Here is a 15,847-nt window from a genome sequence, read left to right as displayed (position 1 = left end):
ACTTAATTTTAAAACTAATTTAGTTCAGACACTAAGGTTTTACATTTTTGTCTGTATTCGTTTAATATTTTGATATATTTTTTATCTCCCGCTAAATTATTTTGTTCTTTTGGGTCTTTTATGATATCGAACAATTCCTCGTAAATAGGTTGTTCGTTATTTTTTGAAGATAGATTTGGAACATATTTATTTCGGTCATTTAATTTACTAAAAGAACGAATGTATTTATATTGCTTAGATCTTACTCCTTCTTGACGTGGATATCCTTGATCTGTAAATAAGTTTTCTAAAAAGATTTCATCTCTCCATTTTACATTATTTTTTTCAATTAAAGGAAGTACACTTTCTCCTTGATAAGATTTAGGAATAGTTACACCACACATTTCTAAAAGAGTAGCAGGAATATCTTGACCTACCACCAAATTATCTATTACTTTTCCTTTTGTTTTATTTTTGAAAAAAGGAGAATACACAATCATAGGTACATGTACAGATTCATCGTATAAAATAGTTTTTCCACCTAATCCATGTTCGCCTAAAAATAAACCATTGTCTGAAGTAAATACAATAATTGTGTTTTCATCTTCACCAATTTCCTTTAAAAATGAACGCAAATTACCTACCATCACATCAATGGCATGAATTGCTCGAGTCATTTTTAGTTTCTCATTTAATAATTTCCCTTTTTTTGCAGTAATATAATATTTCATTAAATCTTTAGTGGCATATACATCTTCAGGTAAACTGATTTTCTGTGGATATCCATCTGGCAATTCAATTTTATGTTTCACATCATCATATCCTGTTTTGTAATATTCAGGATCAGATGCTCTTGTACCCATTCCTCCAATACTAGATGCATGTGGAAGGTTTAAGTTAATCCAAGCAGAAAAAGGTTTTTTAGGATCTCTTTTTTTAATTTGATTTTTAATAGATTCATCCGCATTTTTATAAAAATAATCATAAGTTTCTCCTTGTGTTAAAAAAGCTTTAGTAGCCTCTAACATTCCTTCAACTTGTGTTTCGTTTTTTAAGTTTCTAAATACTTTGTGCTTTTTACCAGGATAAAATCCTAAATGACCATTACCATAATAACAAAAATCAACATCTTCTCTTAAAGGTGTGTTTTTTTTATCTCCAATTTTCGTGTGATGTTTTCCAATAAAAGCGGTTGAATATCCTGCTTCTTTTAATTGTGCTAGCCAGCTATTTTTATAGGTGTTTTCAGAAATAAGATTTTTAGAAACAGAAGTAAAGCCAATTTTATTTCTTCGTTCCCATTGTCCTGTAAAAATATTTGCTCTACTTGGTCCACAAATAGGACTCGTCATATATGCATTGTTAAAAAAGACTCCTTCTTTAGCCAATTCATCAATATTTGGAGTTTGAATAATAGGGTCTCCTGTCATACTCAAAGAATTGAATCTTTGATCATCAGAAAAGATAAAAATTACATTCGGTTTTTTCTTTTGCGCTTGCACAGTTTGTGTAACTGCAGTGCATGATAAAAAGGAAGAAATAATAAATAAATTATATAAAATTGTTTTCATTGTTGAATTTAATAAGCACTGTAATATTTATGACCAGGTAATCTTTTTGTTTTGCTCCCATATCCAAAAAGATTCTGTTCTTTTTTAGATTTTGGTAACTCTTTAATACTTAAATCGGTTTTGTTTAAAGTTTTGGAAGTAATTATTACCGATTCATTTTTCTTTAAATTTATATGATAAGAACCATTTGCATTTTGCTTTATTGAAACACATTTTCCATTGATATAAAATTTAGGGTTTTTAAAATCGACCTGAACGTTACATTCGTTTCCTTTCAAACTTTTTACGGATACAAATTCTGTTGTTCCATCTACTTTTTTTGCGCTAACTAAAAAGGCTCCTTGTGTTCTTAAGTTATGAAACGAAACATCTTTCCATCTTTTTGGACTTGCAGGAAATACATTTATTTTACCTCCCCAACTTTGCAACATCATATCATGTAAACTTGTAGCAAATGATAAAGGACTTTCAATTACTGGATTGATTTTACCTTCTGAATACATTGTTGTTGATGAAATATTTTTATGTTTGATTAAAAAATCAAGATAATAATAAGCTTTTTCTGCGTCTCCTAAATTAGCGTACATAGAAGAAGCTCCAGTAGCTGTATAACCTGTTACAGGCATTGCTTTAATTTTTTTACCACTATTAAAAGTAACATCTAACCAATGGTCTAATGAAGTGCGTAATAGTTTTTTATCAGCTTCTTTTTCTGGAGTAATAACCATTAATGGATAAAAAGCCAATAAGTGCGAATAATGTCTGTGTGGATTTGCAAAAGGTCTATCTTTTCCTATCATCAATCCGTTTTCATCAATTTGAAAATCAACCAAATTAGTTAGTAAATTCTCCCATTCTTTTACCAAAGGATCATTTAAATTGTGTTGCTTATCAATGTCTATTAAAGTTTGACAACTCCAACGAATTAAAGCCAGCGTAAAATTAATGTCTTGACCACGACCTGGTTTGTATTCTGGAGACCAGCTATATTTTATATGAATTTTTCCATCTTTAGCATCAACAGGATTGTCTTTAATGTAATTTAAATAACTATTCACTGTCTTCTTTAAAATAGGAAATAATTTATCTCGCATTCGGATATCATCACCATCAAATTGACAATGCAACCAATAATCATTTAATATCCAAGCTAACATATCTGGCACTTTCCCACCATTAAAAGCGATTAAATCTTGAGGCATTAAAGCAGCAACTGCAGCACTGTTTTTCCAATGTTTTGGTGTGTTTCCTTCTAAATTAGCAGTGTATTTATCAATATTATTTGGTAAAGATTCACCAATAAACATTCTATTTGCAGTTAAATGTGTCCAATAAATTAATTGCACATTTAAATCTCCCCAAACCATTGGCCAAAAAGTTCTATTGTACCAAGGTCCCATCAGATCTAAAATAGGTCCATTTCCTCTAGATGCAGATCCTAGTTTATACATCTGTATCCAATAGAAAGATTCTTTTTCTGCATCATTAATAGTTAAAAAACTCAACGGATAATACTCATGCCACCATTTTTTATGTGTTGAAATAAAGCTATTTTCTTTAATCAGTTTTTCTCCGATTTCTAAATTTTTAGTAACTATTTCTAGTGAATTTCGTTCTGGATAGCTATGATGAACGCTCGTTATTAATTGCTGTTTTCCAGAAGGATTTCCAGTAATTTTATAACCTGTAGTGGTTTCTCCTCTATGATCAAATAAAGGTTGATAACAAAAAGAGTAGCCGTTTTTCTCGCTAAATGTTGGTTTTGGAGCCATCTCTAAAGTTACCGCTCTCATTTTATCCCAAGTGCCACCTTTTGGACCTCCTCCACTTTTTAAAACTTCATAAACAGGAGGAATAGGATCTTCTGCATGCCAAGTAATTTCTACATTTTCATCAGTTGTGTCTGTTTCAAAAAAGATAACATCTTTTGTGCTGTGCGTAAAACCCTTAATTTTATAAGTTCCTTTAGAAGTAGTTACAGAACCTGTTAATTCAGCATTCCATAAATCCAAACGCATATCAACTCCTGTTATTTTTCCTTTAGATTTTAACTGAAAATGGCCAAGAGGTAATCTACTTCTTTTTATCCAAAGCATTTCATCTGCCTTTGTTTTAGCTTCTCTATGGTCGTAATAATCATGTCTTCCTATGTGAAGAGAGATTACATTTTTTTCTGATTCTTGTGCTTGATAAAATAAAAAACCAATATTTCCATTACCTGAATAAGGTGCTGTTTGCCATTTATCAGGAACTAAATCCCAAAGCATATCATGTTTAGATAGAAACGATTCGTAGTCCACTTTAAAATCAACCTGTTTTTCTTGAGAAGAAAACGGAATTGAAAATAAAATTAAAATACAAACAAATAAAACTTTTAAGTTAAACATAGATAATTATTATTTACAAAAGACAAAGTTAATTTTTATATTAAAAAAAGCTTTACTCTAATCATTCAATTCCTTTCTGTAATTCAACATTTCGCTAACATTTAGTTGATAAATCTGAAATATAAACAATTCATTATAAGGCGATAAGTATGTATGATGAGAATTCTTGTCATAAAGTATGGATGTTTAACTCTATTCAATAAGAGCAACAAAAAGAGAGATTAGAGTAAGCTTATATTAATGATAAATAATAATTTTACCTTAACAATATAATCTTATTAAAAATGTACAAATCTATAATTGCTGTTGTTGTTTTAATTTTGAGTCAAAATTTTTGGGCGCAAAAAAAGGCAGATATAAGTCGTCCTAATATCATTTTTATTTATGCTGATGATATGGGAATAGGTGACGTTTCTCATACCACAGGGAAAGCTGCAACACCAAACTTAGATCGTTTGGCTGCAGAAGGAATTCGTTTTACAGATGCGCATACTTCATCTTCTGTTTGTACACCTTCTCGATATTCACTTTTAACAGGACGTTATAATTGGCGTACAAGTTTATCTAAAGGGGTTATCAATAAACCAACTACGAAACCGTTGCTTAAAAAAGGTGAAACCACTGTAGCAAGTTTGTTAAAGCAAGCAGACTATCATACAGCTATGGTTGGGAAATGGCATTTAGGTATTGGTTGGGAATTGTTACCTAATTACAAAAAAGAAAAATGGCAAATAGGTGGTGGATGGAATATCGATTATACAAAACCTGCTATAACACCTACGAGTAATGGTTTTGACTACTTTTATGGAATAGGAGCTTCTTTAGATATGCCTCCATATGTATATATTGAAAATGAAAAAGTGACAGAACTTCCTTCTGTTATGAATGATCCAAAAATACGTTCTAGGAAAGGACCATCTGCTCCAAGTTTTAAATCAGGTGAATGTTTGCAAGTTTTTGCAGAAAAATCTGTTGATTATATAAACGAGAGAGCTGGAGAAAAAGAACCTTTCTTTTTATACTTGCCATTAACCTCACCACATACGCCTATTGTTCCTAGTGAAAGATGGAGAGGAAAATCTGAATTGGGGCCTTATGGAGATTTTTTAATGGAAACAGATTGGGTTGTAGGCCAAGTTCTAAAAGCACTTGATAAACATAATTTAGCCGAAAATACAATTGTTTTATTTTCTACGGATAATGGATGTTCGCCTGCAGCAAAAATTCCTGCTTTAAAAAAGAAAGGACACTCACCAAGTGGAAATTTAAGAGGGAATAAAGCAGATATTTATGAAGGTGGACATCGCGTTCCTTTTATTATTCGTTGGCCAGAAGTTATAGAACCTGGAACGCAAACAGAAAGACTAACATGTATGACTGACTTTATAGCTACTTGTTCTGATATTACAGGTGTAAAGTTAGATGATGCATCAGGTGTAGATGCCATTTCTTTTTTATCAACATTAAAAAATCCAAAGAAAACAAATAGAGAAGACATTATTAGTCATAGTATTAATGGTTCTTTTTCTATCAGAAAAGGAGATTGGAAACTAGCTCTTTGTCCTGGATCTGGTGGTTGGAGTACTCCAAGAGCTGGTAAAACTCCAGCAGGATCTCCTAGTTTGCAGTTATTCAATCTATCAGACGATATTGCTGAAACCACGAATCTGTATGATAAATATCCTGAAAAAGTAAAAGAATTGACAAAATTACTTCAATCTTATGTAGATAAAGGAAGAAGTACATCTGGAGAAAATCAAAAAAATGATAGAGAAGTAAATATATATGCAGAAGATAAAGCTAAATAATTTACTGTTTAAAAAGGAAAAAAAATAAAAATTAATATATAAGTTAATGAAGAAATTAATCGTCTTATTATTAGCACTGTGCATTATGCCAGTGTATGCAATAGATATCCATGTGGCAACTAATGGCTCGGATTCTAATGATGGAACAAAATCCAAACCTTTACTTACCATAAAAGCAGCACAAGCTAAATTAAGAGCTAGTGGGCTTTTAGGAAAAGAAGCATGTAACATTATTATACATGAGGGAGTTTATAGATTAATAACGCCTTTACAAATTACCACAGCAGATAGTGGTAATGAAAAATATCCTGTTGTTTATGCTGCAGCTAAAAATGAAAACGTAGTTATTACAGGAGGACAATTAATTACTTCTAAATGGGAAGAATTTAAAGATGGTATTTATCGCACCAATGTGGGAGATTTAAATGCAATTGATCAACTTTTTGTAGATCAGAAAAGACAACACATGGCAAGATATCCTAATTTTAATGCAGGTTTTATACCTACTGATGGTGACCCTTCTGTACGTGGAAAAAAAGCAGGAACAGTTCCTTTTTCAGGAGCAGCTCCAGATGCTTGGGATGCTAAAAAAGCGGCAGAATGGAAAGATCCTACTGGAGCAATTTTAAATGGTATGCATAGAGGGTTATGGGGAAGTCAGCATTATTTTGTGACTGGTAAAGATGCTAAAGGAGAATTGGTTTATGAAGGTGGTTGGCAAAACAATCGTTCTGCTCCACCTCACAAAGGGTATCGAATGATAGAAAACGTTTTTGAAGAATTAGATGTTCCAGGAGAATGGTATCATAATACTAAGGATGGTTGGTTGTATTATATGCCAGAAGCGGATATAAATCTTAACAACATAAAGATTGAAGCTGTACTTCAAATTAAGCATCTTATCAATATTTATGGAGACTATAAGCATCCTGTTTCAGAAATGGTCATTCTTAAAAGTGGTAATGCTCAAAAAGAGACCGTTGTTAAAAATTATGAAACAACTAATCCAGTAAAACATATTCAGATTTCTGGAATTAATTTTACAGGTACTAAAAGAACTTTAAGAGAAACCATTGAACCTTTACTAAGAAGTGATTGGTGTGTATATCGTGGTGGAGCTATTCATATGAGAGGAACGGAAAATATTGTCATCAATCATTGTTCTTTTAAAGAATTGGGAGGAAATGCTGTATTTGTTGATAGCTATAGTCGTAATATTCAAATAAAAGAAAATATTTTTCAAAATAATGGTTCTACGGATGTAAACTTTGTTGGTTCCTTTGCTGCAGTTCGTGATCCTTCATTTAGTTTTCAACATCTTCCTCCACCATTAGATGAAATAGATACTACTATTGGACCAAAATCAGAAGATTATCCAGCAGATTGTATTGTAGAAAATAATTTAATGATGCTTTGTGGTCGTTTTGAAAAACAAGCATCAGGAATTAATATATCTATGTCATCAAGAATTACACTTCGTCATAACACAATCAGTCATACACCAAGAGCTGCCATTAACGTTTGTGATGGAACTTGGGGTGGTCATATTATTGAATGGAATGATTGTTTTGAAACGGTTTTAGAAACACACGATCATGGAGCTTTTAACTCTTGGGGAAGAGATCGTTACTGGTTTAGAGCTGGACCATCAGGACCTGACTATAGAGATGAGAATGGAAAAGCAATGATTAGTTACTATATAGAAAAGTATCCAAATGCTCCTTTATGGGATGCTTATCAAACAACTATTATTCGAAATAATAGAATGCAATGTGATCATGGTTGGGATATTGATTTAGATGACGGATCTACCAATTATGAGATCTACAATAATATAAGTCTATCTGGAGGTATTAAAACACGTGAAGGATATCATCGTGTTGTAACTAATAATATCATCCTTGGCAGAGGATACACGTGTAATGTACCCTACCCTAAACCAACTCAGGATGTTTTTGAAAGAAACATTCTTTGGGGTTCACCAATATATCGTTCTAGTAACCCAACGCTTTGGGGAGGAACTAGAAATTTCAATTTCGCTCACAATCCAGATTCTAAAAAAGTTGTACCAGCTTATGGAGCACAACAGCAAACACAAGATGATGCAGAAAGTCTATATGGTAATGTTCTTTTTACAGAATCTAAACTTGAGCATGGCGATTTTACAGTCTCAAGTAAATCAGAAGCTTTAAAACTTGGATTTAAAAATTTTCCAATGTCTGGTTTCGGTGTTACTTCAGATAAATTGAAGCGTTTGGCAATGAAACCTAAAATTCTTTCACCTAAAGAAGTAGCGTCTAATGTTTTTGTTAAGAAAAAGATGAAAGGGCTTTTTGGAGCTAAATTTAAAACATTAAATACAGAAGCAGAACTTTCTGCAACTGGAATGTTTCAGAAATATGGAGTGTTATTAGTTTCTGTTCCTAAGAATAGTAAATTGGCTAAAATGGGATTTAAAGTTGATGATGTTGTGATAGAATTAAATTCTGATAAAATAAAAGAAGAACAAACTTTTATTAAAAATATGAAAAGCTTACCTAGTGGTAAACACACAGTAAAAGTGTGGAGACATCAGAGTCCAATTACTTTCTCTTTTACAAAATAAATAATATACAAAATTCAGTATTTACAATTAAAAAATAATTTAATGAAAACAAAGAATAGAATACAAATAAGTAATGCCTTTTTACTAGCATTTACAACTTTACTTTTCGTAGCTTGTGGAGTCCAACAAGCCCAAAACATTGATTCTTCAAAAGGTAACACTTGGACAATTGAGTCACAAGAAGACTGGCAAGCAAATATTGCTGAGAAATCAAATTTAGAAATCACCGAAGGAAAAGTAATTCCTACTGAGAAAGAGGCTGTTTTCAAAAGCTCAATGAAAAAGTTTACGAAAAAGAAATCTGCAAAATCCATTACTTTTTCTCAATCAGCAGAATGGTTAAATTGGGAACAAATTCCTACTGCAGCACCAGCCAATTTAGGTGATGCCCCTGTAGCATTACAGTTAGGTGATGGAAACTATTGGATGTTTGGTAAATATGATACTAGAAAAAAGAATAAACGCCCAAAAGATTTTAAGAGTAAGGATACAACCTTAATAGGTTATGATGTTGTATTAAAAACAACACATCTTAAAAATCAATTTGATGCACCAGCAGGATTAAAGAAAACTAAAAAGGGGTACCATGCTTGGCATAGTATCGATATGAAAAACTGGGTGCATTATGGACCTATATCAGATATGTCTTCACGTTGGGTAACTTCTGCAGAATATATTGATGGAAAATTTTATTTTTATTATGATTTTCCAAACGATCAAGATCCGCATTTACTTATTGATGAAAACTTAACTGATGGTCTTATTGGTAAAAAAATGGGCATGGCTTTTAAGGATCCTTCAGATGGTTCAGATTGTGCAGTTATTAGAGATTTAGATGGAAATTTTCATATTATAGCTGAAGATTGGTCGCCTATTGATGCTTCTACGCATGCTTGGGATTCGCCCTTAGCAACTCATGCAGTTAGTAAAGATGGTTTTAATGATTTTAAAATTTTAAATCCTGCTGTAGATGAACGCACCAAACCAACTGGTAAATTTGCTGAATATGCACATCCACATTGGTTTAAGGAAGACCCTGATAACTATCCTGGAAAAGCGTCACCTGTTGATATTCCTAGACAAAGAATCAAAAAAGGAGACGTCGTTTCTTTTGGTAAATACGAAATCCATGAGCCAGAACAAAATTCTTTTGGAGATTGGGCTTCTATTTCTATTGGTGGTCAATATTATTTATTCGCAGATTATGATCCTGCAGGTAAAACAGGTGGTAAACATATGAGTGTCGCTTGGTTTACTTCTGATAACATCAATAAACAATTTGAGTTTTGTGGAAATATAGGTCAAGGACATCCAGATCCAGATATTATGTTTGCAGAAGGTAAATACTACTTACTTACACAAACAAGAAATGATTATGTAAGTTCTGGTCCTTGGGTTGAAACCGTAAAAGTAAGAATGGGTGTAGATACCACTAATGATGGATTGGTGAATGAGTGGAGCGATTGGCAAGTTGTAAAGGAGCAGTATGATTATATCAAAGGTTTTTCTAAACAAATTGAAAAAACTCCTGCGCAAATGAATTTTTCTGACTTACCTAAAGGATATGGTTTTCAATTTGAGGTTAAAATGACGGATACTACAGAAAATGAATCAAAACCAATTTTAGATAAGGTAGTTGTTTCGTTTGATAAATAAGATTTAAAAATCACCACTCGTATTTAAAACGAAAATTAAATTTTATAAGATGATAATAAACAGAAATTTATTAACAATCCTTCTAGTTCTGTTAATGCTTAGCAATTCTTTTGCGAATGATATTTATGTATCTCCCAAAGGAAATGATGCGAATTCAGGCACAAAAAACAGTCCTTATTTAAGCTTTGAAAAAGCCTTACAAGAAGTAAAAAAGTATGCAGGTAAAGAATTAGTAACCGTTTGGTTTTCTGCTGGTGAATATTATATTAATGAAACGCTTACATTAGGTAACGAGTATTCAGGGGCAACAAAAAAACCAGTTGTATTCTCTGCAATACCAGGAGAAAAAGTTGTTATTAAAGGTTCTCGTCAATTAACATCTTTAAAATGGAAAAAACACAAAGGAGGGATTTATAAAACTCAAGTTCCTAGTGGATTGTCAATGGATCAATTATTTGTTGATGATGTTCGTCAGGTAAGAGCGCGTTTTCCTAATTATGATTACGAAAACCCACTTCGTGACGGAAAAGGATACCTTCAAGTAACAGGTGGTACAGACAAACGTTATGACAAGTGGTTTTCATACGATCCTAAAACTTTTTCAGATAAAAAGTGGGAGCACCCAGAAACAGGAATTGTACACGGTTTTCAAAGTCATAACTGGGGAAATATGCAGTATAGACTTAAATCTATAAATAGAGAACAAAATAAAATTTTTCTGAACGAAGGTGGTTGGCAATTACAAAGAACACATGGTATTGGAGGAAAAAAAAGTCATGCTTCTTATTATTTCGTAGAAAATATTTTTGAAGAATTGGATGTTCCTGGTGAATGGTTTTTAGACACCAAAACTAGTACTCTTTACTATTATCCGATGCAAGATGTAAAATTAAGTGACGTTAAAATTGAAGTACCAGTAATAGCAGATATCATTCAATTAAAAGGAACTAAAGAATCTCCTGTAAAAAACATTCAATTTAAAGGGTTCAATTTTACACAAACCAATTTTACGTTTATGGAGGCTTATGAGCCAGTTGCTCGTGGAGATTGGGCTATTCACAGAGGTGGTACCATTTTTATGGAAGGTACAGAAAACCTGTTAATTGAAGACTGTAATTTTGAGTATGTAGGTGGTAATGGTGTATTTATGAGTGCTTACAATCGTAATAATAAAGTAAGCGGTTGTCGATTTGTGCATACTGGAGAAAGTGCTGTTTGCTTTGTTGGTTCTCCTAAAGCAGTTCGTTTTTATCAAACGTGGGACGATAGATTATTGGATGGAAAAAATTGGAATAAAATGCGTGAAAACATGGATTTAGAGCCTGGACCTAAAACACCTGATTATCCAAAAGAATGTATTGTTGAAAATAGTATCATGCACGATTTTGGAGATGTTGGTAAGCAAGTTGCAGGTGTTTATATTTCTATGAGTCATAAAATTACAGCGTCTCACAATACCATTTATAACTGTCCGCGTGCAGGAATATGTATTAATGATGGAACTTGGGGAGGACATCTTATTGAATTTAATGATATTTGGGAAACGGTTAGAGAAACTGGTGAGCATGGACCTTTTAATTCTTGGGGACGAGAAAGACAATGGAAAGGTGGTAGAGGAACCAATGAGCATTTTATAAAGGAATTTACTAGATTGGATGCTATTGACAACACTATTTTACGAAATAACAAAATAGCCAATTATAGAAAATCTATTAGTGCAGGAAACTGGACTATTGATTTAGATGATGGTTCTAGCTATTACGAAATATACAATAACTTAAACTTAGGTTCTACCATTAAGTTAAGAGATGGTATGGGGCGTAAAGTGTATAATAATATTACAGTAAGTGCAGTTCCTTCAGGATGGCATGTATGGCCTGAACATTCAGAAGACGAAATATATAAAAACATTTTTGTGATTGCTGGTACATTACCTGGTAAAAATGTACCTACTAAAAACTTTATTCGTGGTGTAGGATTGTCTAAAGAAGTTAAATGGAGTGAAAATTATGACAATAACACGTATTGGAATGTAAATTTCCCTGATAATTTTGAGATGTCACCAAATCAAAAAATAGAAGTTTGGAATAAGGAAGGATATGATTTAAACTCTGTTTCAGCAAATCCAAATTTTGTAGATCCAATCAACGGTAATTATCAAGTTAAAGAAAATTCTCCAGCATTAAAGACAGGGTTTATAAACTTCCCTATGGATCAGTTTGGTCATAAAATGACACGTATTCTACCATTTGGAGGTGATTTCGAAAACGAAACCACTGTACGTTTAAAAGCAGATGATAATGCAGGTAAAAAAGCCAAAGTGTATTATACAATAGATGGTTCAGAACCAACAATGAGTTCGTTAAAATATTCAGAGCCATTTACAATAAACGAATCAATTTTGTTGAGAGTTAGAACGTTTACAGCTAAAGGAATTCCAGTTGGTTTTACAAATGAGGTTGAATTTACAAAAGTTAAAAGAGTTACCTACCCTAGTTGGTTAGCAACGCTATTAGCTGGTAAATATGATGGAGAAACTGTTGCTGTAGGAAAGACTGCAAAAACAAAAAAAGCACTTAAAAAAGAAGTAAAAGGAGCTTTGTTAATAAATATTGCAGATGATCCAGATTTAATAGATGCTACAGGTGGCTATAATTTTGGTTGTTATATTGAGTCATTAAATCCTAAAAAAGCTAAAATTTGGTTAGATGCTGGATTAAAAAAAGATTGGGTAATTCAAAAATTAAATCAACATAAAATTTCAAATATTGCTCATTTACAGAAGTTTCTTAAAAAATACTCTGGACAAACCGTAAAGATTACTGCTGCCAGAGATTATGGTTCTAAAGTATTTGAGCTAACCATTCCTTAAGTAAATTATATGTGTTTTAGTCTAAAAAAAACTCAATAAATTAAAATATTTTTTTATGAAAAAGATTACTACTTTTTTAATCATTACAACAGCTTTTGTTGTTTTGTTAACCTTCTTTTTTAAAGAAAATAAAGGAGTTACTAAAGCAGAATTTAAAGCGTTGATAGATCATCATCCAATGCAAGAAAGATTAAAATTATCAAAATCAGAGAGAAAAAAAGCAGGAACTCCCCCAAATAGATATTTTGATGATCAATATTTATTAGAGATGAATCCTACTACAGGAAAAACAAATCCTGAAAACATTCAAGCAATAATAGAAGAAGAAAGAAATTCCAAACTATTAGGGAATTATGCTAAATCACCTGGTGAAACTTCAGAGAATGCTTGGGTAGATAGAGGGCCAAATAATATTGGAGGTAGAACTAGAGTTGTTTTTTATGATCCAAATGATGTAAACGGAAAAAGGGTGTTTGCAGGAGGAGTAAGTGGAGGTTTATGGGTAAACGATGATATTAGTGATGCATCTTCTTCTTGGACTCAAGTAGGAATAGATGAAAACTTAGCGATTACGTGTTTCGCTATAGATCCAAACGATTCTAATACTTGGTATGTAGGTACTGGAGAGGCATATACACATAATGATGGTACAGGAAATGGAGCGTGGTATACTACAGATGGAGGAGCTACATGGTCTGTATTATGGTCTGTAAACCTGAATCAAGGGAGAGGAAGACGACCTTACTTCTTTAATGAAATTGTAGCCTGGGATAATAATGGTACAACCGAAGTGTTTTTCTCATTAGATGGCTGGTTAGATTATGATTATGTTGGTTTTAATGCAGCTGGTTGGTATAAAATGGATACTAATGGGGACATAAATCAAATAGAATTTGAAGTTGATGGAAGAGCCTATGTTTTTAGTGATGTAGAGGTAGCTGCAGATAATTCTTTGTGGTGTGCTACAAAAAAGAATAGATGGAATAATGGAGGTGGAGAGATCTATAGAACAACAGATGGTGAAAACTTTACACAGAAATATTCTTTATCTACAGGGGATAGGGTAGAACTTTCTGTATCTAAAACAGATGCTAATGTAGTATATGCTTTGGTAGAAGAAGGAAATTCGACAGGTGTTAGAATTGTTAAAACAACAGATGGAGAAAACTTTACGCTTTTATCAGAACCAGCAGATGTAGATACTGGTATTGATCCAGATCATTTTACAAGAGGTCAGGCTTTTTTTAATTTAATGATAGAGATTGATCCTACAGATGATGACATTGTTTATGTAGGAGGAATAGATTTATTTAGATCTAATGATGGAGGTACTTCATGGGATCAAATTTCTAAATGGTCTAATAATAATGATTTAGCAGATTTAGATGTATCCTTAGTTCACGCAGATCAACATGCACTTGTTTTTGATCCCTCTGATTCTAATAAAGGTATCTTTGCCAATGATGGAGGAGTTTATTATTCATCTAATTTGTCAAGTGCTTCATCAAGTGAAAGGGCAATAGTTGCCAGAAATAACAATTACAATATTACACAATTTTATTCAGGAGCTATTGGTCCAGATCCTGAAAATGAGTTATTATTAGGAGGAGCACAAGACAATGGTTCTTTATATGTTGCTAATGCTACTAGTGAGTCCAATTCATTTTCTAGAATTTATTCAGGTGATGGAATTGCTACTTTTATAGATAAAGATGAAGAGTATTTAATAGTTTCTTATGTATATAATGTATATGAATCTTATTTATTACCAATAACTGCCAATAGTAGGCCTATAGAAATTAGAGACGATACTTCAAGAGGTTCTTTCGCAAATGTTGCAGATTTAGATGATAATTTAGATATTTTATATGTGAATGGTTCTTCAGGTGGTACTTATAGAGTTTCACGATTTACGGATTTAACTTCTGGTGATGCTGGGGCAGGTAGTTTTGCTAATACTAATTTTATAGACAGTGAGCCTACTGCAATTAAAGTTTCTCCATATACTACAGGTAGTACTACATTATTTGTGGGTACTGAGACAGGATCAATTGTAAAGATAGTAAATGCTGATGACGATAGTTTTGGTAGTACTAGTCTTACTTATACAAATTTAGATGTTGATGGTGTTTTAAATACAGGTGCAATTTCTAGTATAGCGTTTGGAGCAAATGAAGACGAGATATTGGTAACATTTCATAATTACGGTGTAAATAATATTTATTACACTTCTGATGGTGGAGCTAATTGGGCTGAAAAAGAGGGGGATTTTGCAGACATTCCTGTAAAAGCAATAATGATGAATCCTTTGGATAAAGATGAAGTAATTATAGGAACAAATTATGGAGTTTGGCAAACAGATAACTTTACAGATGATACCCCAGAATGGGAACATTCTCAAAACGGAATGTCTAGTGTAAAAGTAACATCCTTTGAATTAAGAGAAGCTGATAATACAGTGTTAGCTTCTACTTATGGTAGAGGTTTGTTTACAAGTACTTTTACAACAGATGAAGCTTTATCAATAAATGATAATGAGTTAAATAGTAATTCTTTAGTTGTATATCCAACAATATCAAATGACGGTGTTTTCAATATAAAAACAACAGAAGAAAACTACAATACTTCTGTAGAAATTTATAATTTACAAGGAGCCAAAATATATGATGTTCATAATTTAGAATTAAAGGCCTCTAATACAAAACAAATAAAATTAGAAGCTTCAAGTGGAGTATATATCTTGAAAATTTATTCAGGAAATAAAGTATTAAAATCTCAAAGAGTAATTATTCAATAAGTAAAATAAGTTTTGAGGTTAATAATTCTATAAAACTATAGTATTATTAATTCTGTTTCTTTTTGATTCTTTAATAAGAATCAACACTTTATGGCTTAAATATATCTGTACGAAATGGATATACAGGAAAGTCCAGCTCATTAACCAAATTTACTGCTGCTTTCCCTATAAA

Annotated in this window: 7 protein-coding genes; 5 read left to right on the top strand and 2 right to left on the bottom strand. The window is 32.2% G+C overall.

Features of this window, described 5'->3' with window-relative positions; translation table 11 throughout:
- Window positions 1-14: 14 nt before the first annotated feature.
- A complete protein-coding gene (locus tag ACJJVK_RS01385) occupies window positions 15-1,550 on the bottom strand; it encodes a sulfatase-like hydrolase/transferase (protein WP_405562448.1) in 1,536 nt (511 codons plus the stop codon).
- A gap of 8 nt (window positions 1,551-1,558) precedes the next feature.
- Window positions 1,559-3,937 (bottom strand): glycosyl hydrolase family 95 catalytic domain-containing protein, encoded by a 2,379-nt coding sequence (locus ACJJVK_RS01380; protein WP_405562447.1) that lies wholly within the window; start codon window positions 3,935-3,937, stop codon window positions 1,559-1,561.
- A gap of 284 nt (window positions 3,938-4,221) precedes the next feature.
- On the opposite strand from ACJJVK_RS01380, the gene ACJJVK_RS01375 reads away from it, so the two are divergent.
- From ACJJVK_RS01375 to ACJJVK_RS01355, 5 genes are read left to right on the top strand one after another with little or no spacing between them, the layout of a single operon-like run.
- Window positions 4,222-5,745 carry an arylsulfatase gene (locus ACJJVK_RS01375; RefSeq protein WP_405562445.1) on the top strand — a complete coding sequence of 508 codons (1,524 nt, stop codon included), beginning with the start codon at window positions 4,222-4,224 and terminating at the stop codon, window positions 5,743-5,745.
- A 46-nt stretch (window positions 5,746-5,791) separates the two neighbouring features.
- Complete coding sequence (locus ACJJVK_RS01370) at window positions 5,792-8,350, top strand: hypothetical protein (protein WP_405562443.1); 2,559 nt, start codon at window positions 5,792-5,794, stop codon at window positions 8,348-8,350.
- A gap of 42 nt (window positions 8,351-8,392) precedes the next feature.
- Complete coding sequence (locus ACJJVK_RS01365; RefSeq protein WP_405562442.1) at window positions 8,393-10,006, top strand: hypothetical protein; 1,614 nt, start codon at window positions 8,393-8,395, stop codon at window positions 10,004-10,006.
- Window positions 10,007-10,055: 49 nt separating this feature from the next.
- Window positions 10,056-12,878, top strand: coding sequence for a chitobiase/beta-hexosaminidase C-terminal domain-containing protein (locus ACJJVK_RS01360; RefSeq protein WP_405562440.1), 2,823 nt, complete (start codon window positions 10,056-10,058; stop codon window positions 12,876-12,878).
- Between the two features lie 55 nt (window positions 12,879-12,933).
- Window positions 12,934-15,675 (top strand): T9SS type A sorting domain-containing protein, encoded by a 2,742-nt coding sequence (locus tag ACJJVK_RS01355; RefSeq protein WP_405562438.1) that lies wholly within the window; start codon window positions 12,934-12,936, stop codon window positions 15,673-15,675.
- Window positions 15,676-15,847 lie beyond the last annotated feature (172 nt).

Origin of the sequence: Polaribacter sp. Asnod6-C07, assembly GCF_045063625.1 — a bacterium.
Lineage (GTDB): Bacteria > Bacteroidota > Bacteroidia > Flavobacteriales > Flavobacteriaceae > Polaribacter > Polaribacter vadi_A.
The sequence above is the reverse complement of the archived record's forward strand: the minus strand, read 5'-3'. Positions and strand labels throughout refer to the sequence as shown.

Excerpts from the sequence above, each read along its gene's own strand:
- ACJJVK_RS01385 (WP_405562448.1), bottom strand. The coding sequence starts at position 1,550 with ATGAAAACAATTTTATATAATTTATTTATTATTTCTTCCTTTTTATCA.
- ACJJVK_RS01380 (WP_405562447.1), bottom strand. The coding sequence starts at position 3,937 with ATGTTTAACTTAAAAGTTTTATTTGTTTGTATTTTAATTTTATTTTCA.
- ACJJVK_RS01375 (WP_405562445.1), top strand. The coding sequence starts at position 4,222 with ATGTACAAATCTATAATTGCTGTTGTTGTTTTAATTTTGAGTCAAAAT.
- ACJJVK_RS01370 (WP_405562443.1), top strand. The coding sequence starts at position 5,792 with ATGAAGAAATTAATCGTCTTATTATTAGCACTGTGCATTATGCCAGTG.
- ACJJVK_RS01365 (WP_405562442.1), top strand. The coding sequence starts at position 8,393 with ATGAAAACAAAGAATAGAATACAAATAAGTAATGCCTTTTTACTAGCA.
- ACJJVK_RS01360 (WP_405562440.1), top strand. The coding sequence starts at position 10,056 with ATGATAATAAACAGAAATTTATTAACAATCCTTCTAGTTCTGTTAATG.
- ACJJVK_RS01355 (WP_405562438.1), top strand. The coding sequence starts at position 12,934 with ATGAAAAAGATTACTACTTTTTTAATCATTACAACAGCTTTTGTTGTT.